28 protein-coding genes are annotated in these 26,799 nt (G+C 59.2%); 11 read left to right on the forward strand and 17 right to left on the reverse strand.

The genetic code is table 11. The features are described 5' to 3' along the window. Nucleotides 1-105: 105 nt before the first annotated feature. Entirely contained in the window at nt 106-2,373 is a 2,268-nt protein-coding gene (locus tag ACQZ45_RS10525) for a methyl-accepting chemotaxis protein (RefSeq protein WP_112682142.1), read from the reverse strand. 191 nt (nt 2,374-2,564) lie between these two features. On the opposite strand from ACQZ45_RS10525, the gene ACQZ45_RS10530 reads away from it, so the two are divergent. The 4 genes from ACQZ45_RS10530 to ACQZ45_RS10545 are packed head-to-tail and all read left to right on the forward strand — an operon-like array spanning nt 2,565 to nt 6,033. Further along, a complete protein-coding gene (locus ACQZ45_RS10530; protein WP_035251843.1) occupies nt 2,565-3,404 on the forward strand; it encodes a glycosyltransferase family 2 protein in 840 nt (279 codons plus the stop codon). A 20-nt stretch (nt 3,405-3,424) separates the two neighbouring features. Further along, nucleotides 3,425-3,712: a lipid-A-disaccharide synthase N-terminal domain-containing protein gene (locus ACQZ45_RS10535; RefSeq protein ID WP_019565216.1), complete on the forward strand. Its 288-nt coding sequence runs from the start codon at nt 3,425-3,427 to the stop codon at nt 3,710-3,712. Further along, nucleotides 3,687-5,195, forward strand: coding sequence for an ArnT family glycosyltransferase (locus ACQZ45_RS10540; RefSeq protein WP_003513470.1), 1,509 nt, complete (start codon nt 3,687-3,689; stop codon nt 5,193-5,195). The genes ACQZ45_RS10535 and ACQZ45_RS10540 overlap by 26 nt, the downstream gene beginning before the upstream one ends. Continuing rightward, the gene (locus ACQZ45_RS10545) at nt 5,185-6,033 is read left to right on the forward strand and encodes a phosphatase PAP2 family protein (protein ID WP_003513468.1); all 849 of its coding nucleotides are present in this window, start codon (nt 5,185-5,187) and stop codon (nt 6,031-6,033) included. The genes ACQZ45_RS10540 and ACQZ45_RS10545 overlap by 11 nt, the downstream gene beginning before the upstream one ends. Before the next feature lie 231 nt (nt 6,034-6,264). Here the strand turns inward: ACQZ45_RS10545 and ACQZ45_RS10550 are convergent, their stop codons facing one another. The 6 genes from ACQZ45_RS10550 to lgt all read right to left on the reverse strand — a co-directional run bounded on the left by ACQZ45_RS10550 (nt 6,265) and on the right by lgt (nt 12,320). Further along, the gene (locus tag ACQZ45_RS10550) at nt 6,265-7,197 is read right to left on the reverse strand and encodes a ribose-phosphate pyrophosphokinase (RefSeq protein ID WP_003513466.1); all 933 of its coding nucleotides are present in this window, start codon (nt 7,195-7,197) and stop codon (nt 6,265-6,267) included. Nucleotides 7,198-7,417: 220 nt separating this feature from the next. Further along, nucleotides 7,418-8,194 (reverse strand): hypothetical protein, encoded by a 777-nt coding sequence (locus ACQZ45_RS10555; RefSeq protein WP_003513464.1) that lies wholly within the window; start codon nt 8,192-8,194, stop codon nt 7,418-7,420. A gap of 90 nt (nt 8,195-8,284) precedes the next feature. Next, a complete protein-coding gene (locus ACQZ45_RS10560) occupies nt 8,285-9,436 on the reverse strand; it encodes a M24 family metallopeptidase (protein ID WP_111800992.1) in 1,152 nt (383 codons plus the stop codon). Further along, a complete protein-coding gene (gene pgeF, locus ACQZ45_RS10565) occupies nt 9,437-10,231 on the reverse strand; it encodes a peptidoglycan editing factor PgeF (RefSeq protein ID WP_003513461.1) in 795 nt (264 codons plus the stop codon). A gap of 160 nt (nt 10,232-10,391) precedes the next feature. Continuing rightward, a complete protein-coding gene (locus tag ACQZ45_RS10570) occupies nt 10,392-11,492 on the reverse strand; it encodes a class I SAM-dependent methyltransferase (protein WP_097100646.1) in 1,101 nt (366 codons plus the stop codon). A gap of 15 nt (nt 11,493-11,507) precedes the next feature. Then, complete coding sequence (gene lgt / locus ACQZ45_RS10575; protein WP_029658791.1) at nt 11,508-12,320, reverse strand: prolipoprotein diacylglyceryl transferase; 813 nt, start codon at nt 12,318-12,320, stop codon at nt 11,508-11,510. A 308-nt stretch (nt 12,321-12,628) separates the two neighbouring features. On the opposite strand from lgt, the gene ACQZ45_RS10580 reads away from it, so the two are divergent. The 4 genes from ACQZ45_RS10580 (at nt 12,629) to ACQZ45_RS10595 (ending at nt 15,015) form a co-directional block, all read left to right on the forward strand. Then, complete coding sequence (locus ACQZ45_RS10580) at nt 12,629-12,892, forward strand: accessory factor UbiK family protein (RefSeq protein WP_003513446.1); 264 nt, start codon at nt 12,629-12,631, stop codon at nt 12,890-12,892. Between the two features lie 432 nt (nt 12,893-13,324). Next, nucleotides 13,325-13,825, forward strand: coding sequence for a type III secretion system chaperone family protein (locus ACQZ45_RS10585; protein WP_006311131.1), 501 nt, complete (start codon nt 13,325-13,327; stop codon nt 13,823-13,825). 2 nt (nt 13,826-13,827) lie between these two features. Beyond that, entirely contained in the window at nt 13,828-14,646 is an 819-nt protein-coding gene (gene proC, locus ACQZ45_RS10590; RefSeq protein WP_112959330.1) for a pyrroline-5-carboxylate reductase, read from the forward strand. 27 nt (nt 14,647-14,673) lie between these two features. Further along, a complete protein-coding gene (locus ACQZ45_RS10595; protein ID WP_013636580.1) occupies nt 14,674-15,015 on the forward strand; it encodes a tRNA-binding protein in 342 nt (113 codons plus the stop codon). A gap of 121 nt (nt 15,016-15,136) precedes the next feature. Here ACQZ45_RS10595 and ACQZ45_RS10600 read toward each other — a convergent pair whose 3' ends face one another. The 4 genes from ACQZ45_RS10600 to ACQZ45_RS10615 all read right to left on the reverse strand — a co-directional run bounded on the left by ACQZ45_RS10600 (nt 15,137) and on the right by ACQZ45_RS10615 (nt 18,592). Next, the gene (locus tag ACQZ45_RS10600) at nt 15,137-16,516 is read right to left on the reverse strand and encodes an ATP-binding protein (RefSeq protein WP_003513442.1); all 1,380 of its coding nucleotides are present in this window, start codon (nt 16,514-16,516) and stop codon (nt 15,137-15,139) included. A 30-nt stretch (nt 16,517-16,546) separates the two neighbouring features. After that, nucleotides 16,547-17,260: a response regulator gene (locus tag ACQZ45_RS10605; RefSeq protein ID WP_003513441.1), complete on the reverse strand. Its 714-nt coding sequence runs from the start codon at nt 17,258-17,260 to the stop codon at nt 16,547-16,549. A 2-nt stretch (nt 17,261-17,262) separates the two neighbouring features. Then, nucleotides 17,263-17,790: a MarR family winged helix-turn-helix transcriptional regulator gene (locus tag ACQZ45_RS10610; RefSeq protein WP_003513440.1), complete on the reverse strand. Its 528-nt coding sequence runs from the start codon at nt 17,788-17,790 to the stop codon at nt 17,263-17,265. Between the two features lie 202 nt (nt 17,791-17,992). Further along, complete coding sequence (locus ACQZ45_RS10615; protein WP_003513439.1) at nt 17,993-18,592, reverse strand: DUF1236 domain-containing protein; 600 nt, start codon at nt 18,590-18,592, stop codon at nt 17,993-17,995. 234 nt (nt 18,593-18,826) lie between these two features. On the opposite strand from ACQZ45_RS10615, the gene ACQZ45_RS10620 reads away from it, so the two are divergent. Beyond that, nucleotides 18,827-19,471 carry an MBL fold metallo-hydrolase gene (locus ACQZ45_RS10620; protein ID WP_041694481.1) on the forward strand — a complete coding sequence of 215 codons (645 nt, stop codon included), beginning with the start codon at nt 18,827-18,829 and terminating at the stop codon, nt 19,469-19,471. A 92-nt stretch (nt 19,472-19,563) separates the two neighbouring features. Here the strand turns inward: ACQZ45_RS10620 and ACQZ45_RS10625 are convergent, their stop codons facing one another. The 4 genes from ACQZ45_RS10625 to ACQZ45_RS10640 all read right to left on the reverse strand — a co-directional run bounded on the left by ACQZ45_RS10625 (nt 19,564) and on the right by ACQZ45_RS10640 (nt 22,653). Then, on the reverse strand, nt 19,564-19,779 hold the full coding sequence (locus tag ACQZ45_RS10625) for a cold-shock protein (protein ID WP_003494703.1): 216 nt from the start codon (nt 19,777-19,779) through the stop codon (nt 19,564-19,566). A 443-nt stretch (nt 19,780-20,222) separates the two neighbouring features. After that, nucleotides 20,223-21,125 (reverse strand): DMT family transporter, encoded by a 903-nt coding sequence (locus tag ACQZ45_RS10630; protein ID WP_113291200.1) that lies wholly within the window; start codon nt 21,123-21,125, stop codon nt 20,223-20,225. Nucleotides 21,126-21,266: 141 nt separating this feature from the next. Then, nucleotides 21,267-21,578 carry a hypothetical protein gene (locus tag ACQZ45_RS10635; RefSeq protein WP_081307400.1) on the reverse strand — a complete coding sequence of 104 codons (312 nt, stop codon included), beginning with the start codon at nt 21,576-21,578 and terminating at the stop codon, nt 21,267-21,269. Nucleotides 21,579-21,723: 145 nt separating this feature from the next. Beyond that, the gene (locus tag ACQZ45_RS10640) at nt 21,724-22,653 is read right to left on the reverse strand and encodes an EAL domain-containing protein (RefSeq protein WP_112959332.1); all 930 of its coding nucleotides are present in this window, start codon (nt 22,651-22,653) and stop codon (nt 21,724-21,726) included. A 209-nt stretch (nt 22,654-22,862) separates the two neighbouring features. On the opposite strand from ACQZ45_RS10640, the gene ACQZ45_RS10645 reads away from it, so the two are divergent. Next, a complete protein-coding gene (locus ACQZ45_RS10645; RefSeq protein WP_003513431.1) occupies nt 22,863-24,065 on the forward strand; it encodes a pyridoxal phosphate-dependent aminotransferase in 1,203 nt (400 codons plus the stop codon). Between the two features lie 59 nt (nt 24,066-24,124). Here the strand turns inward: ACQZ45_RS10645 and ACQZ45_RS10650 are convergent, their stop codons facing one another. Further along, nucleotides 24,125-25,231 carry a calcium:proton antiporter gene (locus tag ACQZ45_RS10650; RefSeq protein WP_448742244.1) on the reverse strand — a complete coding sequence of 369 codons (1,107 nt, stop codon included), beginning with the start codon at nt 25,229-25,231 and terminating at the stop codon, nt 24,125-24,127. Nucleotides 25,232-25,428: 197 nt separating this feature from the next. Here ACQZ45_RS10650 and ACQZ45_RS10655 point away from each other — a divergent pair, with 197 nt between their 5' ends. Next, the gene (locus tag ACQZ45_RS10655) at nt 25,429-25,695 is read left to right on the forward strand and encodes a DUF2188 domain-containing protein (protein ID WP_003513427.1); all 267 of its coding nucleotides are present in this window, start codon (nt 25,429-25,431) and stop codon (nt 25,693-25,695) included. A gap of 109 nt (nt 25,696-25,804) precedes the next feature. Here the strand turns inward: ACQZ45_RS10655 and ACQZ45_RS10660 are convergent, their stop codons facing one another. Beyond that, nucleotides 25,805-26,776, reverse strand: coding sequence for a LysR family transcriptional regulator (locus tag ACQZ45_RS10660; protein ID WP_019565231.1), 972 nt, complete (start codon nt 26,774-26,776; stop codon nt 25,805-25,807). Between the last annotated feature and the right edge of the window lie 23 nt (nt 26,777-26,799).

Genomic DNA, 26,799 nt, shown 5'->3' on the forward strand with positions numbered 1-26,799 from the left:
CCGGCCGCCGGCGAGTTCCCAGGGGCTTCGGTCCCTGGGAACCCGGATGAAGTTCAGCAAAATAAAAGGCCGGAGGTTTTGCCTCCGGCCTTTTTTTGCTGCGGACTATGCCGCGTAACGCTGGTCGCGGTTTCGGGTGGCACCTACGGAGAACTGGCCCACCTGTTCGGTCAGGCCATCAGCTTCGCTTGCGAGCGAGAAGGCCGCAGCCGTCGTTTCCTCCACCATCGCCGCGTTCTGCTGCGTCACATGGTCAAGTTCGTTGACGGAGGCGTTGATTTCGCCGAGGCGGCCGGATTGTTCGCGCGAAGCTGTGGCGATTTCACCGATCTGATCGTTGACCGACTGGATGCGTTTCTGGATCTGCTCGAGGCTTTCTCCGGTTTTCAGCACCAGTGCCACGCCGCTTTCCACATCGCCCGCAGAGGTGGCGATGAGCGTCGTGATATCCCGTGCGGCAGCCGCCGATTTCTGCGCGAGTTCCCGCACTTCCTGTGCCACGACCGCAAAGCCCTTTCCGGCCTCACCGGCGCGGGCGGCCTCAACTCCGGCGTTCAGCGCCAGAAGATTGGTCTGGAAGGCGATCTGGTCGATGACGTCGATGATCTGGCGGATCTTGGACGACGACGTCTCGATACGCTCCATGGCGACGATCGCTTCTTTGACGACAGCGGTGGATTTATGGGCATCCTGCATGGTTTCCGCCGTCGTTCCGACTGCGACGTCGCAGCGGGAGAGGGAAACGTTGACGGCCTGCGTCATGTCTCCAAGTGCGGCGGCTGCTTCCTCTAGGGCGGCCGCCTGGCGTTCCGTGCGCCGCGACAGATCTTCCGATGCGCTTTTCAGCTCGCCGGAGCCTGAGCGGATGGCATTGGCGCTTTCGCCGATGCTTGAGATCGTCGCATCCAGCCCCGCTATGGAGTTATTGAAATCGACGCGCAGATGGTCGAGCGACGGCACGAAAGGTTTTTCAATGCGAAGATCGAGCCTGCCCGCAGCAAGATTGGCAAGGCCGGTCGCAAGCGCATCGACTGCTTCTTCCAGCTCCTTCGCACTTCTTGCCTTTTCCATCTCACGCTGGGCACGTTCCTCGTCCAGTTCCTCGCTTTTGCGATGGGACTCGGTTTCCATGCGCTGCTTGTCGAGAATGCCCTGGCGGAAGGATTCCAGTGCGCGCGCCATGGTGCCGATTTCGTCGCCACGGGAAACGGCCTTGATCTCAATATTATGGTCACCACCGTTCAGACGTTCCATCAACCCGGCAAGGCCGGTCAGCGGCTTGGTCAAGCTGGCGGAAACGAAAATGCCGATGAGTGTCATGACGGCAAGCACCGCAAGTGTCGCAAGCGTTGCCCAGAAGGCGAGATCATTGGCCGCTGCCAGCACCTTGCTCTCCTGCTGGCCGATGGCCAGAAGATGCTTCTGTCCGAAAACGGAGACCGGACGATAGGCGTAGAAGATGCTGCCCGCAGGGGTCTTCGCCATGACCGTTCCGGCTTCGCTGGCACCTGTAAGTGCCGCGAGACTTTCGGAAACGGCGACTCCAGCCCCACCGGAGAGCACGCCCGCGCGAAGTTTGCCGTCAGCGCTCAGAAGAACGGCGTCGTCGATGGACTTGCCGGTTTCCTCAGGTGTTACCACCGCACCGATACGGTCTGCTGAAATGCGCATGATGACGGCGCCCTTGCGCTGCAACTGGCCCCAGTTCGAGACCGCGAGCGGCATGCCGATCAGGGCCGAGTCATTGGTGCCGCCATCGCTGAACCCAGTTGTGCTGATGACACCGTCCTTGCCGGCCTCGATGCGGTCGAACAATTCCTTGATCGCACCGTTTTGCGGTTCCGTCACATTGGTCAGGAAGTTCTTGCCCTTTGTCACGGAATAGATAATGAGGCCTGCCTTGTCGATGACGTAGATGTCGCTGACCCGGGTGTTGCGCCAGACGCTGGCAATGGCCGCGTTGATCGTGGCGTGGCGAATGGCATAGAGCAGCCGCAAGCCTTCACCGTTGAAGGAGGCGCGCTCCTCCTCGGATACGCCCTCGCGGCGGAATGCCTGAATGATCGCATCCTTTTCCGTCGGTACGACCGTGGTCATGGTTTCCAGCGCCTGAGCGATCGCAGCGTTCTGCGACAGCTCGGAAATGCTTTGTTCGACGCGCAGCGTATAGGCATCAAGCTGTTTGGACTGGTTTCCCGCAACCGTCTCGAGCCTGATCTTGCTGGCGTCGATCAGGCCGGACTTGCCCATTTCGTATGACAGCAGCCCAACGGCCAGGCACGAAACCAGCGTCGCGCCCGTGACGAGTGCTGCGAATTTGGCCTTTATTGACAATGATTTAGCTTTGACAGCAGTCGGATTTGCACCCGGCATCCTGTTTCCTCCCCCCCAAAAGAACGTTGCGGTACCGTCGCAACAATTGTTTACGGTCGCGTTAAGCTTGGCGGGGAATTGTATGATTATTTCCCGCATACCGTGAAAAAATCCAAGGCCCTGGCCGGCCATTCTCCGTAATAAAACTGCAATGGAACAGGCGCATACCGTGCGAAGTTCAACGGCTGTTCATATTCATGCAAGCTTTTCGCGCTCCTGCTCTTGCCACTATCGACGATGTTTGCGGAACACCCGCGGCTGGATATGACGGAGCCCCTTTGAGATCGATCCCGGATTTCGCGGTTATCGTACCCATGCACAATGAGGAAGCGAGCGTTGAAACGCTTGTCGCTGAGATCGTTGCTGCCTGCCAGCCGGTCGGTCCGTTCGAGATTATCGTGGTGGACGACGCATCTTCCGATCGCACGGCGGATGTGGCGCTTTCGCTTGCCGGGCGTTATCCGATGCTGCGGCTGGTGCGGCATGACCGGCAGGGCGGGCAATCGGCTGCGATCCACAGCGGTGTGCAGGCAGCGCGCGCGCCGGTTGTCTGTATGCTTGACGGAGACGGGCAGAACCCGCCGGACAATCTGCCGGCGCTTCTTGCGCCGCTTCTTGCCTCGAACGCGCCGAGCCGGCTTGCGCTTGTGGCCGGGCAGCGCGTCGGCCGGCGCGATACGCTTGCAAAACGTCTTTCCTCCCGCTTCGCCAATGGCTTGCGGGCGCGGATATTGAAGGACGGCACGCGGGATACCGGCTGCGGCCTCAAGGCTTTCCGTCGCGACGCCTATCTCGCCTTGCCCTATTTCGATCACCACCACCGCTATTTTCCGGCGCTTTTCAATCGCGACGGCTGGCAGGTTGCCCATGTCGACGTCACGCACCGGGCGCGCCTGCATGGCAATTCCCATTACACCAATATCGGCCGCGCGCTTGTCGGCATCCACGACCTGATCGGGGTTGCCTGGCTGTTGCGGCGGCGCAAGCGGGCAAGTTGGGCCGAAACCTTCAAAACGGAGACATCGCCGTGAACGCACCGGCCTTATGGTCCATGCTGCATGTGAACAGCTGGAAGGAATTTCTCTGGGTCTGCACCGGCTTTATGGGCCAGATGCTGTTCACCATGCGTTTTCTGGTTCAATGGATTTCGTCGGAACGGGCGAACCGCTCGGTCATTCCGGTAGCCTTCTGGTATTTCTCCATCGTCGGCGGCCTTGTGCTGCTATTATACGCGATCTGGCGTCGCGATCCCGTTTTCATTCTGGGACAGGCCTCCGGCCTGTTCATTTATGCCCGAAATCTCTGGTTGATCCATGCAGAACGCCGCCAGCATGCATGAGGCCGCAGCTCTGCCTTACGCGCAGGCGAATGAACAGCGCCAATGGATGACGTTTGCGCTTGCGGCAATCGTGCTCGTCACCGTGCTGCGCGTCCTCGGGCTTGCTTTCAACCGCACCGATCTTTTCGTTGATGAGGCACAATATTGGCTGTGGGGCCGGGAGATGGCGTTCGGCGCCTATTCCAAGCCACCGCTGATCGGCTGGATCATTCGCGCCGCCACCACTCTGAGCGGCGGCGAGAGCACCTTCGACGTCCGGCTCGCCGCGCCGGTCATCCATGGCATAGCGGCCGCGGCGATCCTTGCGCTCGGGCGCATGATCTATGATGCGAAGCTCGCCTCGCTGGCTGCCGTCATCTATCTGACGCTGCCCGCCGTGACGCTCGGCAGTCTGCTGATCTCGACCGATACGCCGATGATGCTGTTCATCGTGCTGTCGATGATCTGCGTGCGCAAGCTTGCGGAAGCACGCGCTGCCGGTGTGTCCGCGATGCTCTGGAGCATTGCGCTCGGTCTAAGCTTCGGCCTCGGGCTGATGTCTAAATATGCGATGATCTATTTTCTGCCCTGCTTCATCGCTGCCGGCTGGCTGTGCGTGGGCTGGCGCATCCGTTGGCGTGACGCCGGTATTGCTGTAGTTGTCTGCGCCGCAGTCGTCGCTCCCAATCTGTGGTGGAATGCCGCACATGATTTCATGACCGCGCGCCACACGGCGGACAATGCCAACTGGCATGGCGTGAAGCTGAAAATCGGTCCGGCGCTCGAGTTCTTCTTCTCGCAGGCGGGTGTTGTCGGGCCGTTCGTCTTCATCGGCATGATCGTCGCGACGTTCAGGGCCAAAACCGCTGAAACCCGGGCGCTTGTCGCCCTTTCGGTGCCGATCGTGCTTCTGATAACGGCACAGGGGCTGATGTCGCGGGCGCTCGCCAACTGGGCGGTGGGGGCTTATGCCGCGGGCGTGCTTCTGGCGGTGCCTGTCCTGGCATCCCGGCGCTGGCTTACCGTCTCCACCCTTGTGCTCGGCGGCATCGTTGCCATCGCACTGCCGTTGATGACGATTGCCGGAACGGAATTGCGCTTGCCGAATGGCGACCTGGCGATGAAGCGTTATCTCGGCGGCTCGGAGCTTGTGTCGACCGGCCTTTCAAGGGCACGAGAGGCGGGGGCGGATGCAATCGTCGCTGCAGATCGCTCCATTCTGGCCGAGCTTTTTTATCAGCTGCGGGACGAAAAGCTGCTCATGCCGCGCGCTCTGCCTGAAACCGGCGTTCCTTCCAGCCACTACGCGCTTCTTTACCCGCTGAAAGCCGGAGAGGCGACAAATCCCGTCTATCTTGCGAGGGCGGACAGCCTGCCGGGCTGTCTCAATGGCCAGGCGCCGCTGTCGACCTGGGTTGCCGGGCCGGGCTCGTTCGAGGGCAAGGAAATCGGTCTCTGGCGTCTGCCGCCACAATGCATCCCGAGGGTTGCCGATGGACAATGATCTTTCGCATATGCGGATCACGATCTGGGTTACGTTCGCCACATTGGCTCTCGTCATCCTGTTCGCGACCTTCCCGTCCATCGACCTCGAGTTTTCTTCCCTGTTTTTCTCGCCCGAAGCGCGCCTGTGGGCTGGAAGCCTGCCGGTTCCGGAATGGTTTCGCGATACGTTGCGGGAGTTAACGGAACTGGCCGCACTTCTGGCCTTCATCGTTCTGGTCGGCAACATCAGGCTGGGGGCGCTGCAGCGCACGGGCTGGCGCGTCTGGGCCTTTCTCTGCGGGCCTGTGGTGCTCTGCGCCGGGCTTCTGGTAAACGGGGTGCTGAAGGCCAATATCGGCCGCGCCCGCCCGTTCAGCGTCAGCGATTTCGGTGGACATCAGCTTTTTACGCCGCCTTTCCAGTTCAGCACGCAATGTTATTCAAACTGTTCGTTTTCCTCCGGGGAAACGGCGCTCATAGCGAGCTTTTTCCTGCCGCTCTGCGCGCTTGTCTGGAACCGCCTGCAATGGGGCGGGCGTCTTTTCATGGGCAGCACTGCCGCCGGCGCCATCATCCTCATGTCCGGTCTGCGTATTGCAGCTGGCGGGCATTTTCTCAGCGATGTGGTGATGTCCGTGCTGTTTTCCGCACTGACGACGCTGTTCCTTTACCGGGCGCTGGCAATTGCCCGTCATCGTCATCTATTTACCGGCGATGCCGTTACGGCCGATGCCATCAGCCTTTGGCGCAATGGCAGCCATGCTGTTCGCACCCGCGCTCGGCGCTGGTGGCCGAAAATCAAGGCCGCCGCCACACGGCTGCAACGACCGCCGGATGCGGGCACGGCATCTTCCTGAGTGGTGCAGATGGAGTGCTGCGATCTCTGCGGATGCTGAGATAGCTGGCAAAATTGATAAGCTTTCTTCTCATCATGCCAATCTTTAACCAGCATCCAGCCACGGCGCAGACGCGCCGTAAGAAAGGATCTCACGCGATCAAAGACTTGATCGCACTGGACCCCGGACTAAATCCGGGGTGACGGTATGCGGATGCAGTGATTTTGCAGATGTGCGAGAGAAACGATTGCTTCAGTCGAACAGGCCGGAAACCGACTGTTCCTGCGCGGTGCGGTTGATCGCTTCGCCCAGAAGGCCTGCAGTGCTGATCACACGGATATTGTGCGCGGACTGGACGCTGGTGGTCGGCTGGATGCTGTCGGTGATGACGAGTTCGCGCAGCTTCGATGAGGCCACGCGGGCAACGGCGCCGCCGGAAAGCACGCCGTGCGTGATATAGGCAGTGACGCTGGTTGCGCCCTTTTTCAACAGCGCTTCGGCAGCATTGCAGAGCGTGCCGCCGGAATCGATGATATCGTCGATCAGGATGCAGTCCTTGCCGGATACGTCGCCGATGACGTTCATGACTTCGGATTCACCCGGACGGTCACGGCGTTTGTCGACGATGGCCAGCAGACAGTCCAGACGCTTCGACAGGGCGCGGGCGCGCACCACACCGCCAACGTCGGGCGAAACGACCATGACGTTGTTGGTGTCGTAGTGGTCCTTGATATCGCGGGCCAGAATGGGCGCTGCGAAGAGGTTGTCGGTCGGAATATCGAAAAAGCCCTGGATCTGGCCGGCGTGAAGATCGAGCGTCAGAACGCGGTCGGCGCCGGCTTCGGTGATCAGGTTGGCGACGAGCTTGGCGGAAATCGGTGTGCGGGGGCCGGCTTTGCGATCCTGGCGGGCGTAACCGAAATAGGGAAGTACTGCCGTGATGCGTTTTGCCGAGGAGCGGCGCATGGCATCGATCATGATGAGCAGTTCCATCAGATGATCGTTTGCCGGAAACGAAGTGGACTGGACGAGAAAAACGTCCTCCCCGCGTACGTTTTCACTGATTTCTACGAAAATTTCCTGGTCAGCAAACCGCTTTACGGTGGCATTTCCCAAGGGAACGTTGAGATACTTGCAGATCGCTTCGGCAAGGTGCCGGTTCGAATTGCCTGCGAAAACCTTCATTGCGCCCGCCTGTTTCCATGCAATCGCCTTGCGCCACGGGAAAGTGTCTGCCGTAACCAAGCGTCGTTCAAGGGGAGGAACATCCGGCTGAAAAGCCTTTGCCGGATACGCCTTGTTGCCATGCGCGCCTTAATAGCGTTGTTGCTTCCGATTGCAAGAGGACTCCGTGCTTTCGCAATGATTTTCATGAAATCTCTGTGACTTCTCCCGCCGTTTCATCTCATCCCCTTTGAGACTGCTTCCATGACGAATACTCGTTGAGCGTTTTTGCGGCGATATCCTGCATGACCCTGTCGGTCGCGGCGGCCCAGGGATCGCTGCCCTTGGCTGTCACCGTTTCCTGCCCCTGCAGGCGATGGAGCCTGACACCATTGGCATCCAGAACGTCCCAGACGTAGATGATGTTGACCTTGCTGCCATCGGCGAAGGCGGAGAAATATCCCTTGAGGATGTTCTCTGCCGAATTGTCGTTCGAGGCGCGGATTGTCAGCCCCTTTGCCCGCGCCTCGGCGCCCAGTTGCCGCGAAAGCGGCGTGACGGCCTGAACGGGCGCGCCGATGATCGGCAGGAAGCGGATGGTGTTGCCGGAAGCGGCGGGGGCAAGTGCAGCCGTCTGCTGTGGAGGCGGCGGCTGGGTGCTGGCGGGTGAGTGGCCTGCAGATTGTCCGGTAGACTGGGTCTGACCAAGAGGTTCGCCGTACTCATTGCCGTTGGAAAGCGCCTGTGCCTGCGCCTGCAGGGAGTTCTGCGGTGCGTAAGCGGGCACGGAAGAGGCGGTTGCCGGTGCGCCTGCGGGCGCGCGGTCGGCGGCGGCAGCCATCTGGTCGAGATCGCCCTGCGTCACCGGTGTCGATTGCGAGCTGTTGTGCCCGACATTCACCTGCGGCGTCAGCGCCTCCGTGGTGTTGCAGGCCGACAGGGTCAACGCCAGCGCCGGAATGACGAGGACCGAAACGACAAACGTCTGGAAAGGGCGGGTAAACCCCGTCCGGCTCATGCGACGTTTCCTCTCATGTTCCGCTCCTTCTTGCCCAAGGTGGCGGCAATGTAGGGCCGGTTTTCCCGCTCTGTCAAACCCGGTGCAGATTTAAGCTGTGAGAAGATCGAGGCTATGGCGCGAGAGCGGTTCCGGCGCGCCTTGCGTGGTAAGGTAGGTCTGGCCGAGGGTCATGGCGGTGCCGGAATCAGAATCCATCACGATCATGTGCACGAACAGGGTCATGTCGCTGGCGATTTCCTGCGCGTTGCCGGCATGGAACATCTGATGCTCCATCCATGACGGTGAGAAACGCGCGCCCAGCGAATAACCGCAGGAGTTCAGGCGATGGCGGGTCAGTCCACGCTCGTCCATGACGCGGGCGTGCACGTCGAAGACATCGCCGAAGGTCTTGCCGGGCCGCAGCACTTCTTCGATGTCGGTGAGGTTTTGCAGGCAGGCGCTGTAAAGCTCCTTCTGGCGGAAGTCCTGTTCGCCGATCACCACCGTGCGCATCATGGCGGCGTGGTAGTGGGCGCTGACACCTGCCCATTCCAGCGTCAGCTGATCCTTGTCATCGAGAATGCGGCGCCCGGCCTTGTAACGGCACAGCAGCGCGTCCGCGCCGGAGCCGATGATGAATTCATTGGCGGGATAGTCACCGCCGCCGGCCAGAACCGCTCCCTGCATTGCCGAGAGGATCGCGGCTTCGTCCGCACCGGGCTTGATGAGCTCCAGTGCAGCGTCCAGAGCCTCGTCCGCAAGTCTGCCTGCCTTCCTCGCATAGGCGATCTCGGCTGGGCTCTTGATGAGCCGCAAGCTGCTGACCAGATAGGAGGCGTCGATCATCTGGCAGAAGCTGGCAAGCTGGTTGTCCAGCAGGCGGGCAACGCGCCCGGTCATGCCGTGGGTGTCGTATTCCACGCCGATCTTGGCGCCAAGGAGATCGAGATCGCTGAGGAGGTTCTTAAGATCGAGCGTCGGGTCGGCATTGGGCCGGTCGACCCAGACGAGAATATTCTCGATCGTCGAAGTATTTCGGGCCTGCCGCATATCTGCCGAACGGGTCAGAAGCATCATGGAGCCGTCCGACTTGACCACCAGCGTCTGGAAGAAGCAGTAGCCGAAGGTGTCATAGCCGGTAAGCCAGTACATGCTTTCCTGGGCGAAAAGCAGAATGGCGTCCAGCTTCTCTTCCGCCATCTTCGCAATCAGCCGTTCGCGGCGGGCATCGAATTCCGAGAGCTCGAAGTGCAGGGCCATTTAGTCCTCCAGAATTGCGATTGCGGAAATCTGCCGCCCGTAGTCGGGCTCGGCACGGTGGGTCGTGCGGCGGTAGGAATAGAAGCGTTCTTCATCAGGATAGGTGCATAGGCCGAGGTTTTCCGCTCTCACGCCCGCATTGACCAGCCGGTCCACCGTAAATTGCTTGAGGTCGAATAGCGCATGGCCGCCTTTGTCCGAAGCGGTGAAATAGGCCGCATAGGCAGGATCGAAATCGGTGAAGCGCGCCATATATTCAGGCCCGACCTCATAATTGGCCTGGCTGATGGAGGGGCCGAGAGAGGCGGAGATGCGCTCGCGGCTGGCGCCCAGCTTCCTCATGGTCTCGATCGTGTTTTCGAGCACGCCGAACAATGCACCCTTCCAGCCGGCATGGGCGGCACCCACAACGCCCGCTTCAGCATCAGCAAAGAGGATCGGGCCGCAATCGGCGCTCAGAACGCCGAGCACGAAACCCGGTGTCGCCGTTACCATCGCATCGGCCTGCGGGCGGCTGCCGTCATAGCTTTCATCGACCACAAGGACATCAGGAGAATGGACCTGATGCACGGTGGCGAGACGTTCCGGAGACAAGCCGAACCATTGCGTGACGCGCCGGCGGTTTTCCTGCACCAGTTCCGGCTCGTCATTCGAACCGAGGCCGACATTGAGGCCCTGATAAAGCCCCTCGGAGACACCGCCTTGCCGGGTGAAGAAACCGTGACGGACACGGTTTTCACTCAAGGCGGCAAGCAGGGGGCTCTGGATGGGGAGCGGCAGCGTTTCGTTCTGCATGGTGCGGGAGTTCCTTGGAGAATGTCGCTGTTGGCCAGTGGGATGCGTTAAGCGAGATGTTTCCTGTTGCCACGGCGTTGCGCGGCGTTTGTCTGGTGCAGTGTGTCTGCGTTCGCTTGCTTCGTTCTGGGCCGATGTTGGCCCAGAGGTGATTGCACTGTCAATCCACCGCGCGAAACGGCATGAGATGGAGCGCGGGACTTGAAACGGCGATGACCTTGAAAAGTTCCCCCATCCTGCCAGCCCCTTCGCCAGCGAGACGGTTGACCGCTTCGGCGATTTCAAGCGTCTGGTCGGGTGTAGCTTTTGCGGCAAGGGCGGTTGCCCGTTCCTTCAGGCCAAGACCATAAAGAAAGTCGCCCTGCCTGATGCCGCCGTTGACATGAACGCCGTTTGCCTCAGCCGTCCTGATAAGGCTTTCGAAATCGACATGGCTGGTCAGATCGGCTTGCCCGGGATGAGAAAGCGGCGGGTCGAAGGCATGGTTGCGCATGGCCTGCAATGTGTCGCCATACCCGGCGACCAGATGGCCGTAGTCGATCGCGAGTGCGGTGCCGCCATATGCGGACAGGCGCTGGCAGATTGCGGTCATTACGGCTTCGCGGGCGGGTGCGATCTCGAATATGCTGCCAATCGGCTGCCGTTCCGGGCCGGGCGGCAGCAGCGCCGGGTCGATGCCGGCAAGCCCAGTCGAGAAGACCAGTTCACCATCGGTACCAAGACTGACCACCCGTTCGCGGAAACCCTGCGGCGTTTTCACGAATTGGCGGATTGGGATGGCGTCGAAAAGCTCGTTGGCGACGAGGAGCAGGAAACCTTCCGGCACCGCATCGAAACTGTCATGCCATGTCAGCCGTTCGGCATGCGCAGCGAGCGTCTCTTTCTGGATGGCGCAAAGGCGAGGGCTGGTCTCCACCAGATGCACCCGCATCGTCTCGTAAAGCGGTGGGGCGATGCGGCGGATGACGCGCAGCATGTCAGACATCATGGTGCCGCGGCCGGGGCCGATTTCCACCAGACGAATATCTGCGGGTGCGCCATGGCGCTGCCAGGCGTGAACCACGAAAACGCCGAGCATTTCGCCGAAAAGCTGACTGACTTCCGGAGCGGTGATGAAATCACCCGATCGGCCGAAAGGCTCGCGGCTCCGGTAATAACCGTGTTCAGGATCGGCCAGGCAAAGCGAGAAGAAATCGGTGACGCTGAGCGGGCCGTTCAGGCGGATGAGGGATTTGATGCGTTGCGCAAGCGGTGTCGTCATGGCAGGCCATTCCGCTTAAGCGCGTATTTTCGCGCGTCGCGCACGCAAGACGGCCCAGAGGCCAAGAAGGAACATCGGCGTGGAGAGTACCATGCCCATGGTCAGCCAGTTGCCCGCGAGATAACCGATCTGGGCGTCCGGCTCGCGGAAGAATTCCACGAAGATGCGCGACAGCGCATAACCGCAAACGAAGATGCCGGTTACGATGCCAGGTGTCTTGAGCGCCCTGAAAACGTAGATGGTGACCGCCAGAATGACGAGGAGAACGAGGCCTTCAAGTCCCGCTTCGTAAAGCTGGCTGGGGTGGCGCGCAAACGGCCCGCCGGTCGGGAACACGACGGCCCAGGGAACGTCGGCGATACGTCCCCACAATTCGCCATTGATGAAATTGGCGATGCGTCCGAACAGCAGGCCGACAGGTGCGACGGCTGCGATGATATCGAACATGCTCCAGACAGGGATGCCGTTCTTGCGGGCGAAGAGGATCATGGCGATGGTCGTGCCGATCAGGCCGCCATGGAACGACATGCCGCCGTTCCATATCTCAAGTGCTCTTATAGGGTTTGCGGCGACGGCGCCAAGATCGTAAAACAGGATGTAGCCGATGCGCCCGCCAAGCACGATGCCGCCGGCTGCCCACAGGATGAAGTCGTCAAGATGCTGCGCCGAGATTGGCGATGTATCGTTTGGCCACAGGCGAGGCGTAAGCGCAAGGCGGCGGGCATAAAACCAGCCGAGCATGATGCCGGCGACATAGGCAATGCCGTACCAATGGATCGCCAGAGGCCCGAGAGACAGGGCAACCGGATCGATATTCGGAAATGGCATGATGGCAAGTTGGGTGGGAGCGGCTAACAATCCGTATATTCCGTCATCGTTGCTGGGCGGACAACAGAATGACCCATTGCCTCAAGGAGCCGGGCGATGATGCTCTCCGGTCTCTTTACGCGAGGAAAATGGCGATTGCCGCAGCGCCGGTCAAGATTATTCTTCAAGGGACGCTTTGCGATGCCGAAGGCCATCGCAAGCCATGTGGATTTTTCGATTTTGCTTGCAAGGCGGCTGTCGAGTGCCTACCTGAAAGGCATCAACAGCAGGGAACGGAACGCTCCCTGAACCGACGAAGGAACAGGGCCATGAGCACGACAGGCACCAATCGTTTTCTGGATGAATTCGCCAAGCTGATGACCGATGCGGCGGGCGCTGCGCAGGGAATGCGCAAGGAGGCCGAGGCTGCCTTGCACGCACAGGCGGATCGCTGGCTGAACAGCCTCGACGTGGTCAAGCGCGAGGAATTCGACGCGGTGCGCGAGATGGCGATCAAGGCGCGCGATGAAAACGATGCGTTGCGCGCCCGCATCGAGGCTCTGGAAGCAAAGCTTTCTGCTGCCAAGGATTGATTCTTTTCGCGCTTTTTCATCAAGAGGTCCCGGATCGCCTGCGATTCCGGGACTTTTTGTTTGCGGGCCATGCAACCCGAAATTATTCCCTGTCGATCCGGACCTGCCTCCATCGTTAATTTTTTGAGGCCTGTGGACACTTCCAAAAAACGCAATTGCCAGAGTCGCTTATGTATCTCGCCTGAGGTGATGGGGGAGAAGATATCCACTGTTCAAAAAGTAAAAATGCTGCCCGAGGGGTGGCAGCAGGACTCGGCCATTATACACTGATTTTAAATGATGATTCGAAACGAACCTGGTAAGCTCCACACAGGGTGAATGTGTAACTCTGTTGGTGTCGGGCAATCGTCTCAAGTGTTGAATCCGGTTTGTGTGTGCGTTTTGTGCCCGGCGTTCAAAACAGAACATCCATACCGGATGAGAAGGTGCCGCATGAGCCTGATAGAATTTGAAATTGAGCGCCAGTCCAATCCCGTGGACATGATCGAGATTGTCGCCGCCTCGAACGACTGGTCGTTCGAACGTTCCGGCGAAGATGAGATCGCCATGACGGTGGCGGGCCACTGGGCCGATTATCACGTTTCCTTTTCCTGGATGGAAGATTTCGAGGCACTGCATCTGGCCTGCGCCTTCGACATCAAGGTGCCCGATCAGCGCGTCAACGAAGTCATTCGCCTGTTGTCTCAGGTCAACGGCCAGGTACTGATGGGTCATTTCGATCTGTGGCGGCAGGAAGATGTTGTGATCTTCCGCCAGTCGCTGCTTCTGGCTGGCGGTGCGGAGCCTAACAACCAGCAGGTGGAAGTGCTGCTTTCCAGCGCGCTTGAGGCATGCGAACAATATTATCAGGCATTCCAGTTCGTCGTATGGTCGGGGCTGGATGCGAAAAGTGCAATTGAAGCGGTCATGTTCGAGACCGTCGGAGAAGCTTGAAAATGGTCTACAGGGCTTCCGGTCCTCTCGTCCTCGTTGGGGCGGGCAATATGGGCGGCGCTTTGCTTTCGGGCTGGCTGAAAAAGGGCGTGCCGGGTTCGCAGGTTATCGTCATCGATCCGCGCCCCTCCGACGCCATGCGCACGACAATTGCGGAAGCGGGCGCCACGCATAACGAAAGCGTGCCTGATGGCGTGAAGGCGGGCATTCTGTTTGTCGCGGTAAAACCGCAGATGATGGAAGCAGTGCTACCCTCCCTCAAGCCCTTGCTCGGACCCGAGACCGTGGTGGTTTCGATTGCGGCCGGCACCACCATCGGCACTTTCGTTTCGCATTTCGGCTCGGTCGCCGCCGTGCGGGCCATGCCGAACACGCCGGCCATGGTTGGCCGTGGCGTGACGGGCGCCTATGCCAACGAATTGGTGACGCCGGCGCTAAAGGCAGTGGTGGATGGATTGCTGAAGGTCAGCGGTCCGGTCGAATGGGTGGAAACCGAAAGCGATATTGACGCGGTTACTGCGGTTTCGGGAAGCGGTCCGGCCTATGTCTTCTATCTGGTTGAATGCATGGCGGAAGCCGGTCGCAAGGCAGGTCTGCCGGCGGATATAGCTATGCGGCTGGCGCGTGAAACCGTGGCCGGTGCGGGCGAACTCCTGCATCAGTCTTCTGACGAGGCGGCGCGCCTGCGCCAGAACGTTACCTCGCCGGGCGGTACAACGGCCGCCGCGCTTTCGGTGCTGATGGCCGAAGACGGCATGCAGCCCCTGTTTGACAAGGCGATCGCTGCGGCGAAAAATCGCGCCGAAGAACTGGCTGGTTGAAGACGAGCAAGCTGGCGGGAGCAGGGCATGAGCAGTGAAATTTCCTATGCCGATTTCGAGAAGGTCGATATCCGTGTCGGCACGATCGTTGAGGCAGAGCCTTTTCCGGAAGCACGCAAGCCGGCGATCAAGGTGAAGATCGATTTCGGCCCTGAGATCGGCATCAAGAAATCCTCGGCGCAAATCACGGTGCATTATACCCCGGAAAGTCTGATCGGCCGGCAGGTGCTGGGTGTGGTGAATTTTCCGCCGCGCCAGATTGGCCCCTTCCGCTCCGAAGTTCTGACATTGGGGTTTGCCGATGGCAACGGCGACATCGTGCTCGCCGGGGTGGAGCGGCCGGTGCCGAACGGCGAGAAAATGTGCTGAGAACGCACAACAACACGCAACCCAAAGATTGCGCAGGCTGAACACTCTTTCTCCGTCATTCCGGTTCAAGGCTGGAATGACGGAAGCGGGCGAGCCGCATCACATTTTTCTCTCCGCTGCTCTACGCCGGAATTTTGACGATTACCCGCAATCCGCCCATCGGGCTGTCGTCCAGCGATACGTCACCGCCATGGCTGCGGGCGATGTCGCGGACGATGGAGAGGCCGAGCCCGGTGCCAGAGGCGTTGAGGTTGCGTGCCTCGTCCAGCCGGAAGAATGGCTTGAAGACATCCTCCCTTGACGCTTCCGGAATACCCGGCCCGTCATCATCAAACGTCATGATGATGGAGCGTGGCGCCTTGCGGATGTCGATATGGAGCTTGCTGGCATAGCGCCGGGCATTCTCCGCGAGATTGGCGACGAGGCGGGAGAGGGCATTCGGGCGCGCGATGATCTGGTCGATATTATAAAGCTCATAGCTGAATTTTTTGCCGTGCAGCTCGAAATCATAGTCGATTTTTTCCAGAAGTGCCGGAAGCTCCAGCGTGCCGACATCCTCCTCGACATCGGTGCGGGCAAAGGTGAGGTAGGCCTCCAGCATCGACTGCATATCCTCGACATCCTTGTCCAACCCTTCCAGATCAGGATTGTCGCCGGCAAGCGCGAGTTGCAGCTTGAAACGGGTGAGGATGGTGCGCAGGTCGTGGCTGACACCGTTCAGCATGGCAGTGCGCTGTTCCATCTGCCGCTCGATGCGTTCGCGCATCAATATGAAGGCAAGTCCCGCCCGCCGCACCTCGTCTGCGCCGCGTGGGGAATAGGCGCTGATCTTCTGGCCCCTGCCGAAATTTTCGGCCGCCTTGGCAAGCGCTTCGATAGGCTTGATCTGCCCGCGCAGGAACAGGATGGAAATGGCGATCAGGACCAGCGATGCACCGACCATCCAGACAAGGAAAATATGCGTGTTGGAGGCATAAGCGGCGCTGCGACTGGTAAAGACGCGGAGCGTCTTGTCTTCGAGCTGGACACGTATTTCAACCAGGGAACCGTTGCCATAAGTATCGATCCAGAATGGCCGGCCGATTTGCTGGGTCAGCTGATTGGCGAGGATCGTATCCAGAATGGAAAACAACGGTTCTGGTCTCGGGGCCGGCAAATCGGCCTTCGGCTCGATGTAGATGCTGAGACCCAGCTTCTCGCGAGCGATGCGGATGACGCGCTGATAGTCGTCTTCTTCCTCGTCAGTTTGCAGAAGCTCGATGATCGCTGCGATATCGCGCGTTACAGCGGAGGAAAGGCGCTCGGTAACCAGCTGCCAGTGACGCTCCATGAAAACGGCCGCGACAACGCCCTGAAGCAGGATCATCGGCAGGATGATGATCAGCAGCGAGCGCGTATAAAGCCCGGTGGGCAGCCAGTGGCGAAGCCATCTGGTAAATGCGCGCCAGGTCTTCGCTACGCCGCTATTCCTGACAGTGATTAGAAAATCGAGGCTCGCCATGGCTGTGCGCCCGCCTTTCGTTTGTCCTTGTCAATCCACGCTCAGGCGGTAGCCGATGCCACGCACCGTTTGCAGATAGACCGGGTTGGCAGGGTCGTCCTCGATCTTGCGGCGAAGGCGGTTGATCTGCACATCGATTGTTCTTTCGCCCACTTCGGATTCCGCCTCGACCAGCTCGTGCCGTGGAATGGTATCGCCGGCGCGAAGAGCAAAGAGCAGCATGATCTCCTGTTCGCGATCCGTCAGGCGGATCGTTTCAGCGCCGCGCCGCAATTCCTTCCTGGGGATAGAGAAGCTGTAGGGGCCGAACATGATCTGTTCGATCTTGGGCGTATCCGGCGAAGTGTTGCGCCGCAGGATGTTGTTGATACGAAGGACAAGTTCGCGCGGATCGAAAGGCTTTGCGAGATAATCATCCGCGCCGGCTTCCAGCCCAGCAATTCGCGAATCCGCCTCCGAGCGGGCGGTCAGGAGAATGACCGGCACGGATTTGTTCTCATTCAGCGACCGGGTGAGCGAAAGCCCGTTTTCCCCCGGCATCATCACGTCGAGAATGAGAAGGTCGAAACGGATGCCTACCATCTTGCGCCGGGCTTCTGCCGCATCGGCTGCGACGGAGATGCGGTATCCCTTGTCGCCGAGGAAACGTTGCAGAAGATTGCGAATGCGGGCGTCGTCATCGACGATCAGAAGGTGGGCCGCATCGTCATCGGCGGGGGGGAGTTTTGTCGTTGCCGTGGCCATCGTCAGTCGCCTTCCCCCGGTGTCGGGCTGCGCATCTGCGCCAGAAACTTGCGAACGCAGGCGCGGGCGTCGGGTCCAAGCCCTTCCAGCGCACGGTCGATCCGGCGCGACTGCGGCTCGCTCAGCGCCAGCGCCAGTTCGCGCCCTGTCAGCGTCGGATAGAGCCTGCGCTGGCGGCGGTCTTCCGGGCCAGCCATCTGGCGGATATAACCGTCGTCGATCAATTGCTTGAGCACGCGGGCAAGGCTCTGCTTGGTGATCTGCAGGGTGTCGAGCAGATCCGCCACCGTCATGCCGGGCTGCCTGCTGACGAAATAGACCACCCGGTGATGCGCGCGCCCATATTCCAGTTTCGAAAGAATGACATCTGGATCGGAGACGAAATCGCGATACGCGAAGAACAGCGCCTCTATCGTATCGAAGTCGATCTTGCCGTCGTCAACCTTCGGGAGTGCCGGTGTCTGCCTGGCGGCTGCGGTTTTGAGCGATTGCGGTGGCACTGCGGTTCCTTCATATTCTGCGGCTGACATGCGTCGATGCGCCAATATTCTGTAAACATAGCCGAAAATGCGTCCGCTCGGGAGGATGCCGCGATCATTTTCTGTTGCGGTGGATAATATGCTGCGGGTGCCGGTGCAACTGGAATCCTGACTGGCCTTTACCGGAAATAGAAAAGAGCGCGGAAAGCCCGCGCTCTTCATTGGTTTCATGCTGCCGGTATCGAGTTCGCGTCTACTGGTAGACGTAGACAATCCGGCGCGTCGATGGCTCTACCAGAACCGGCACGTCGTTCACCTGAACGTAGCGATACTGGTAATCAGGGATTTCCACGAGCCGGGTATCGGAGGGCAGGGTGCTGCCGACCGCTACCTCGCCATCAAAGGTGACAGTGTCCGCAGGGTGCTCGTCAATATATGAGATGACTGTTTCGGGCGGATTGACTTCACCGACGCGGCCAAGGTTCGGATCGCCGGGGTTGGGTTCTGCCTGTACGCTCGAGGTCTTCTCGTAAGTCACGACCGGCACGCTGATATCGGAGCGGCGCTGTTCGAGAATAACGGGAGAGCCCTCATACATGACATTCAGATAATCCGCATGTGCCCAGCCGCGCAGGCCGTTGACTTCGATGCGGCACCAGCTGCTGCCGTCCATGCAGCCATCAAGAACCGCATTGCTGCCACGGGTGGCAAGGCCAAGCTCGGGATAATCCTCGCCTGGGCCCGAACGAACGGAAACGTCCGATGCTGTTGTGGCGACCATGGCGGCGTTTGCGTAACCGGCCATCAGGGCGAAAGCGCCGCCAGCCATGAGCATTTTAAGCGTCTTGTCCATGTGTCTCACTCCTTTTAAGACTGGACCTACAACGTCGCAGCCTTCAGGGCGTTCCACATTTTTCACAGATACCTCCCGTCTCGGGCGGGAACATTTCCGATATCTAATTGAATTAGCTCATATTTTTTGGGAGTGGCAAGGTCACCGGAAACCGTTGTTTTTTCCTCCGCCATTGTGCCGGAACCGGCCGCAGGCTATAGGAGGCGGGATTTGTCAGACAGGGAGACACGGGATATGGGAAAGTTGCAGGCGGGCATTATTCCGGTCACGCCGTTCGAGCAGAACTGCACCATTCTCTTCGATGAGGATACGAAGGAAGGCGTTGTCGTCGATCCCGGCGGGGATGTGGATGTCATTCTTCAGGTGGTTTCCGAAAACGGCATCACGCTCAAGGAAATCTGGCTGACGCACGGCCATCTCGACCACGCCGGCGGCGCCAAGGAACTGCGCGAGAAGCTTTCCCTGCCGGTGATCGGCCCGCATGAGGACGATCGACCGCTGCTCGAGAGGATCGAGACGCAGGCCGAGAAATACGGCATAAGCGGCCTTCAGAACGTTTTGCCGGACAGGTGGCTGAATGAGGGCGACACGGTATCTTTCGGGGATCATGTCTTTGAAGTCTACCATTGCCCGGGCCACGCTCCAGGTCACGTCATCTATTATAATCGCGACCAGCAATTCGCCCATGTCGGCGATGTGCTGTTTGCGGGGTCGGTGGGGCGTACCGACCTGCCGGGCGGGAACCACGAGCAATTGATGGCGTCCATTCGCGACAAGCTGCTGCCGCTGGGTGATGATGTCGGATTTATCTGCGGCCATGGCCCCGGCGGGCGGCTTGGCGAGGAGCGGCGCACCAACCCCTATCTCAAGGGGATCTGAGTTTCCGGGCGCGTATTGGCGCCTCCGGATTGGGCATAAAAAAACCCGGCATTCCTGCCGGGCTTCAACTAGAAATGAAAGCCGTTTTAGGGTTAGCCAGCAATCTGCAGATTGACTGCCTTCGGGCCCTTGCCGCGACGATCCGGTTCCGTGTCGAAGCTCACTTTCTGATTTTCTGAAAGTCCGGACAGGCCGGAAGCCTGTACGGCAGAGATATGAACAAAGATATCAGCGCCACCATTGTCTGGCTTGATGAAGCCGAAGCCTTTGTCTGTGTTGAAGAATTTTACGGTGCCAGTTTCGGCCATGCATCAGGTCCTTTTCGCTCTGCCCGCGTTCAGCTACAGGCAGCATTACAGTTTTGCCCCGCGAGGGCGTTGGCAGGCAGCTCTTGACTATTGAGAAAAAGGACCTTCACAGCGGGAAGTAATGGCGTTCTCATCCAACGTTTTTCGTCCCACCGCCCGAGGTTTATAGCGTCCCCAGTGCGCAAATTTATAGGCCTTCCCATGCTCGCAAATTGCCCGAACCGCAGTAGATTGCTGCGTTTATGGAAAATTGGCAAGCAAAAGTTTTCACGGGCTTTTTGTCGGATAAAAACCTGCGGTAGAATTCCTGCGCGTAGTCGCACATTTTTTCCGCATATTTGATAATTGATGAAATAATTGCCGGTTGCCTTCGGTTTCCGGGCAAAATTTTGAATGCGGCGGTACGATTTTTCCTCGAAACAGAAAAATCAGTTCTTTCTGCGTCAGGCCGTTCCAACGGCGGTTTTTTGCCGTTTACGCGTCAGTTCCGGCACCAGTTCGACGATCAATATAGCGGCGAAAATGATCACGCAGCCGATATAACCGGCGCTGGAAATGGTTTCATTCAGGAAAATCGACGCCAGCAAGGCACCGAAAAGCGCCTCTGAAGACAGAAATATCGCAGCCTGCGGCGCGGTCGTATACCGCTGGGCGACGACCTGCAAAACGAAGGCGAGGCCGGAGGATACGAGGCCGACGTATAGAATTTCCGCCAGCGACCCCTCTATGGACGCCATGCTGATGGGTTCTACCGCAAGGCCGATCATGCAACTCAAGAGAGAGCAAATCGCAAACTGAGTGCATGAGAGCGCAAGCGGCCGTCCGCTTTCGGAAACGAAACGACCTGCGAGCGTAATCTGGATTGCCCAGAAGAAGGCGCAGATGATGCTGAGAATATCGCCCTGCGTCAGCGCCTCGAATGCGCCGCCCGAGAGCAGGAATATTCCGCCCAGCATCATCAGGGCGCCGGGCCAGACGATCCAGTGGGGATGGCGCCGGTAAAGAACGACGGCGATCACGGGCACGAAGATGACGTAAAGTCCCGTCAGGAAGCTGGAATTGGTGACGGTTGTAGTCAAAAGCCCGACCTGCTGCGTCGTCGCGCCGCCGAACAGGGCGAGGCCCACAAGGATGAAGCCGCCGATTTCCCTGCGACTTGGCGGCGATTTTTTCGAGCGGTTTTCCATCAGGGCGAATGGCAGCACGGCGATGGCGGCAATGGCGAAGCGCAGACCGACGAACCAAAATGGCCCGATCGAGGCCATGGCGGATGATTGTGCGACGAAACCGCCTCCCCAGATCGCCGCGGCGAGCAGAAGCAGCATGTTGGCCTGAATACGCGTCATTGATGGCACCAGCACAGCAGGGGCCCGAAGATCATTCCGTCGCGGCCTTGGCATTTCGGGGATTTTTGAAACGTCGTTCTGACGACTTCCCCTGTGCTTTAGCAGCAACACGCCGATGCCGCAAGTCGAGGAAAGGGCGGCTTACTTGTGGCGGCGGGCCTCGTCCTTCAGGCTTCGCCGGGTAAGCGCGAGGCCGCCTATGCCGAGGCTGATGAAGGCTGCGGCCGAGAAGATAACCAGCAACAGGTGCCCGCCCGCCCGCGCGGTTGCCGTCACCTGCGGAATAGAGGATGTCTGCAGGGTGTCGATTGCCTGAGGGGCTGCATTGGCCGAGGTTGCGATCCCGGCGGCCATGGTGACGACGACAAGAAAGGCGGCAATGGCCATCCAGAGGGAAAACAGCGTTCTCTGCGCCCTTAACCGTTCAACTGATGTCCTGTCGTTGGTAAACATGGCGATCGCCTCTTGTCCCTGTTCTCAAAGGATAAAAGAGGCTTCGAAATGGACGGCTTGGAGACCGAATTCAGGCGTTCCGCAGTATTTATTGTGGCAATATCGTGGCAAAGCTGATTTCGGGACAATTTCGCTGTCAACGGCCTCAAAGGCCGCGTTTTCCGAAGGTTCTGGTCTGGCGCAGGGTATGCGGCTCGGCGAGGCGTTCTTCACGCGGGAATGCCGGTGTCGCAGCGCTTCTGTCCGACCTTGGCGAGGGTGAAAAATATCCGCTGCCGAGTTCGGGAAAGCGAGCGTCGAAACTCGTCGGTGCTAGTTCGGGTTTTGCCAACACGTATCCCTGCATCAGCAGGACGCCGAGGTCCTCGCAGATATCCACCTGCCTGCCGGTTTCCAGTCCTTCGAACACCGGCTCTATCCCATCGTCGCGAAACTGGCTGACGATGACGCGCAGAAGGGCGGCGCCTGCCGAATTCTGCATGAAATCACGCACCCAGCCTGCCTCGAATTTCACATAGTCCGGCTTGATGAGTTTCACCCGGTCAATGTCGGAATCGCCCGCGCCATAATCGTCCAGCGCCACGCGAAAACCGATGTCGTGCATATGATAGGCGAAGTCGGCGACCATCTGCGTATCGGAGACTTTTTTCTCGGAGATTTCGCAGACGATGCGGTCTGCCGTCATGCCGGCCTCGTGGGCGGTAAGGCGCATGCGCTCCACTTCCTGACGCATCTTGGCCGGTGTCTGGAACAGGCCCGGATGGAAGTTGACGAAGACGCGGGCGCGCGAACGATTGAGCCTGCCGGTATTGAGAATGTGGATCGTGCGCAGAATACTGTCGATATTCTCTATATCTTCAGGCGCCACCAGCGAGAAGAATTCACCCGGTGTCACAGGTTCGCCGTTGCGATGTGGACGCACCAGACCCTCGAAGGAATCGATGTCGAGAGCGCCGTTCATCGTTCGGCGAAAGATGGGCTGCAGGGCGGATTTCAAGTTGAAGGTGCCATAGGCCGTGGACCATGTGCCATCGACCTCGCGGACAAGACTGGAAAAGATGCTTTTGGGCGCCATTTTTCAACCAGCTACAGAGACACGACCTCTAGCCGGAGAATATAGCGCATCAAGCGTTACTTCCGGGTTAAGGAAGGTTTAAATTCTTCCCCGTGTCACATATGCTGCTTTTGACCTTGAAAGAGCGCCTGTCTTTCGACATAGAAAATGCCGCAGAAGACAGGATTTTCCGCCTCTGCCGATGTCAACCACAACAGGACCGATTAAAAATGGCCTTCCTTGCCGACATTCTCTCCCGCGTAAAGCCATCCGCCACCATCGCTGTTACCCAGAAAGCCCGTGAGCTTAAAGCGAAGGGCCGCGATGTGATCAGCCTTGGCGCCGGCGAGCCGGATTTCGATACGCCCGAAAACATCAAGGAAGCCGCCATTGACGCCATCAAGCGCGGCGAAACGAAATACACGCCCGTTTCAGGTATTCCTGAACTGCGCAAGGCGATTGCCGACAAGTTCAAGCGCGAAAACGGTCTGGACTACAAGCCGGAGCAGACCATCGTCGGCACCGGTGGCAAGCAGATCCTTTTCAACGCCTTCATGGCGACACTCAACCCGGGTGACGAAGTCGTCATTCCTGCACCTTACTGGGTCAGCTATCCGGAAATGGTGGCGATCTGCGGCGGTACGCCTGTCTTCGTCGACACGACGCTCGAAGACAATTTCAAGCTGAAGCCGGAAGCGCTGGAAAAGGCGATCACGCCGAAGACCAAGTGGTTCGTTTTCAACTCGCCGTCCAACCCTTCGGGCGCTGCCTATTCGCATGACGAGCTGAAGGCATTGACGGACGTGCTGGTCAAGCATCCGCATGTCTGGGTGCTGACTGACGACATGTACGAACACCTGACCTATGGCGACTTCAAATTCGTCACGCCGGTTGAGGTGGAGCCTTCGCTCTATGACCGCACGCTTACGATGAACGGCGTCTCCAAGGCCTATGCCATGACCGGCTGGCGTATCGGCTATGCAGCCGGCCCGCTGCCGCTCATCAAGGCCATGGATATGATCCAGGGCCAGCAGACCTCGGGCGCCAGCTCGATTGCTCAGTGGGCGGCTGTCGAAGCGCTGAACGGCACGCAGGATTTCATTCCGGCCAACAAGAAGATTTTTGAAGGCCGCCGCGATCTCGTCGTCTCCATGCTCAACCAGGCGAAAGGCATCAATTGCCCGGCTCCGGAAGGCGCATTCTACGTCTATCCGTCCTGCGCCGGCATGATCGGCAAGACCGCGCCGTCCGGCAAGGTCATCGAGTCGGATGTGGATTTCGTCTCCGAGCTTCTGGAAGCCGAAGGTGTTGCCGTCGTGCAGGGATCGGCGTTCGGCCTCGGCCCGAACTTCCGCATTTCCTACGCCACGTCGGAAGCACTGCTGGAAGAGGCCTGCAAGCGCATCCAGCGCTTCTGCGCCGATTGCCGCTGATCGGTCTAGGATATTGAATAACAAAGCCCGGCAGCGATGCCGGGCTTTTTTTGTTGCGGCTAAAGCCCGAGAAACAGCAGCATGATGAAGGTTGCGAAGAGGATGAAATGCGTCATTCCCTCGATCGCGTTGGTTTCACCGTCATTGAGGTTGATGGCGGCGGCGATGAGGGTGATGAAGACCATGACCGTCTGAACCGGGGTCATCGCCATGATGAACGGCTGACCGGTGTAGAGTGCGATGCCCTCCATCACGGGGACGGTGAGGATGACCGTCGAAAGCGATGCGCCCATGGCGATATTGACCACGGCCTGCATGCGGTTGCGCAATGCGGACCTGAGCGCGGTCAGGATTTCCGGTGATGCTGAGATCGTCGCGACCACGACGGCCATCAGTGCCGGTGGCGCGCTTGTGCCCTCGAGGCTCTGGCTTAGGAAGGCCGCCATGAATTCCGCCAGCACGCCGATCAGCACGACGCCCGCGACGATGAGACCGATGGAGAGGGGCACGCTGCCCTCTTCCTCGTCCTCCGTGTGATCGCCGGATGGATGACCGCTGTGATGAGCCTTGCGGGGATAGGCGTAGCTGAAGAAATAGCTGTGCGGACCAACCTGCATTTTCAGGAACAGCGCATAAAGCGCGATCATTGCGACGATGGTGAAGGCGGAATAGACGTGCCAGCTTTCCTTGGGGATGAATTCCGGCACGATCATCGAGATGCCCATGGCAGTCAGGATCATGACGCCGTAGGTCTTGCCTGAGTCGTCATTGTAGGGCTGCTCGCCGTGGCGAAGGCCTCCCAGCAGGGCGGCCAGTCCCAGAATGCCGTTGATGTCGATCATCACGGCGGAATAGATCGTGTCACGCACGAGCGTCGGCGAATTGGATTCGCTCATGATGATGGCAAGGATCAACACTTCCACCGCCACGGCAGACAGCGTCAGGATCATCGTGCCATAGGGGTCGCCGACCTTGGCGGCGAGGATTTCGGCGTGGTGGGCAACCCGCATCGACACCAGAACGATCATCCCGATCAGGGCGATCGCGGCAATCAGCGACGCCGTTTTGCCGGCCTCGAATATCGCATGTTCGGCCATATAGGCGACGGCTGCCACCGGTATTGCCAGCAGCAACATGCGCTCCTGCTTTAAAATAGAACCCGCCATCGATTTCCCTTCCCCTGAGAGTGTGAGGCTGTGACGTATCGTCGTTAAGATCAAGCAGGATTTGCGCTTGAGTGCTTTTGGTAGGATAGTGGTACAGTCAAGGACATGCTGCTCATGCCGTGTTGTCCCCCGTTGGGTGCAATGCTTGAAGCGCGGTTGTGGTTGCGATGTCGCCTACTGAAACAGGAGGAACATGCATGACAAAAGTGGTATATGAAGTCGTGGAACATGACGGTGGCTTCGCCTACCGCATGAACGGCGCTTATTCCGAAACATTTCCTACCTATGCCGATGCGGTCGAGGCCGCGCGCATCGTTGCTGCCGAACAGCAGGTGGGCGGCGATGATGAGGAAATCAGCTATCAGGACGAACGCGGCCAGTGGCATGAGGAATACAGCCAGGGCGGCGACCGGCCGGAGGCGGAAGTGGTCGACAAGATTTCACCGCCGGCCAGACCGTTTTGATGGAGTGCGTCAACATTTCCGGTGAGAACAGCATCACCCTTCATGCTTCGCCGGTCTGTCTTGCGGATTTGCGGGCGCAAGGCCGTGCGGCATCGATGCTGTAATGGCGCTAGCGTCGTTGCGGCGGGGCGCCCGGATCGGTTTCCTTCAGGTGGGCCTTCAGGCCGTCGACAAGGGCGCTGAACACGGCACGGCATCGCGGCGAGGTCTTGAGATTTTCATGCATCGCGACCCATGCGTGCAGCGGGATGTCGGTTTTCGGAAGGACCTGGACAAGCCGCGGATCCTTGCGCGCCAGGCCGATCTGACAGACGCCGATGCCTGCGCTGGCGCGGATCATGGCAAGCTGGGCGAGGTTGCTGTCGGCGCGAATTTCGAAGGAAATTTCTTCGATATCGGGTATTTCCGGATCGAGCGAGCGCATGCGCTGGATCGCCGCCCTGATGAAAGGCGTCTTGCGGTCGAAACCGATCATACGGTGGTTGTTTAGTTCTTCCATGTTTTTCGGGATGCCGGCTCTTGCCAGATAGTCGCGTGTCGCATGAAATCCCAGACGGAAATTGCCGATATAGCGCATGACGATGGCATCCTGCTGCGGTTCGGTCATGCGGATGGCGATATCAGCCTCGCGCCGCAAAAGGTCTTCCAGCGTGTCGGAGAGTGAAAGTTCTATTTCAAGCCGGGGGTGAATCTCCTGCATGGCAGCGATGATCGGCGGCAGCATTTCAACGCCGATGATATCCGATGCGCTGATACGCACGGTTCCTTCGATCTTGCCGACCTCGCCGGAGGCCGCCCGCATAAGGGCGGCGGCCGTCGCCGCCAGATTTTCCGCATAGGGCCGGAGCGCCAGCGCCGCCTCTGTCGGCATCAGCCCGTGCGGCGAGCGGATGAACAGCGGAAAGCCGATGGCCTCTTCCAGCGCTCCGATATGGCGCCCAGCTGTCGGTTGGGTAATGCCGAGTTCGCGGGCGGCGGCGGAAAGCGAGCCGTCGCGCAGCACGCTGAGGAAGGTGCGGTAAAAATCCCAGCTGACATCGCGGCTTCTGATTATAAGATTTTGTATAGCGGCTCCACTCATTTGGACAATTTCGTATATCGCCT

It is taken from the genome of Agrobacterium sp. 16-2014-1-2a (assembly GCF_053522705.1).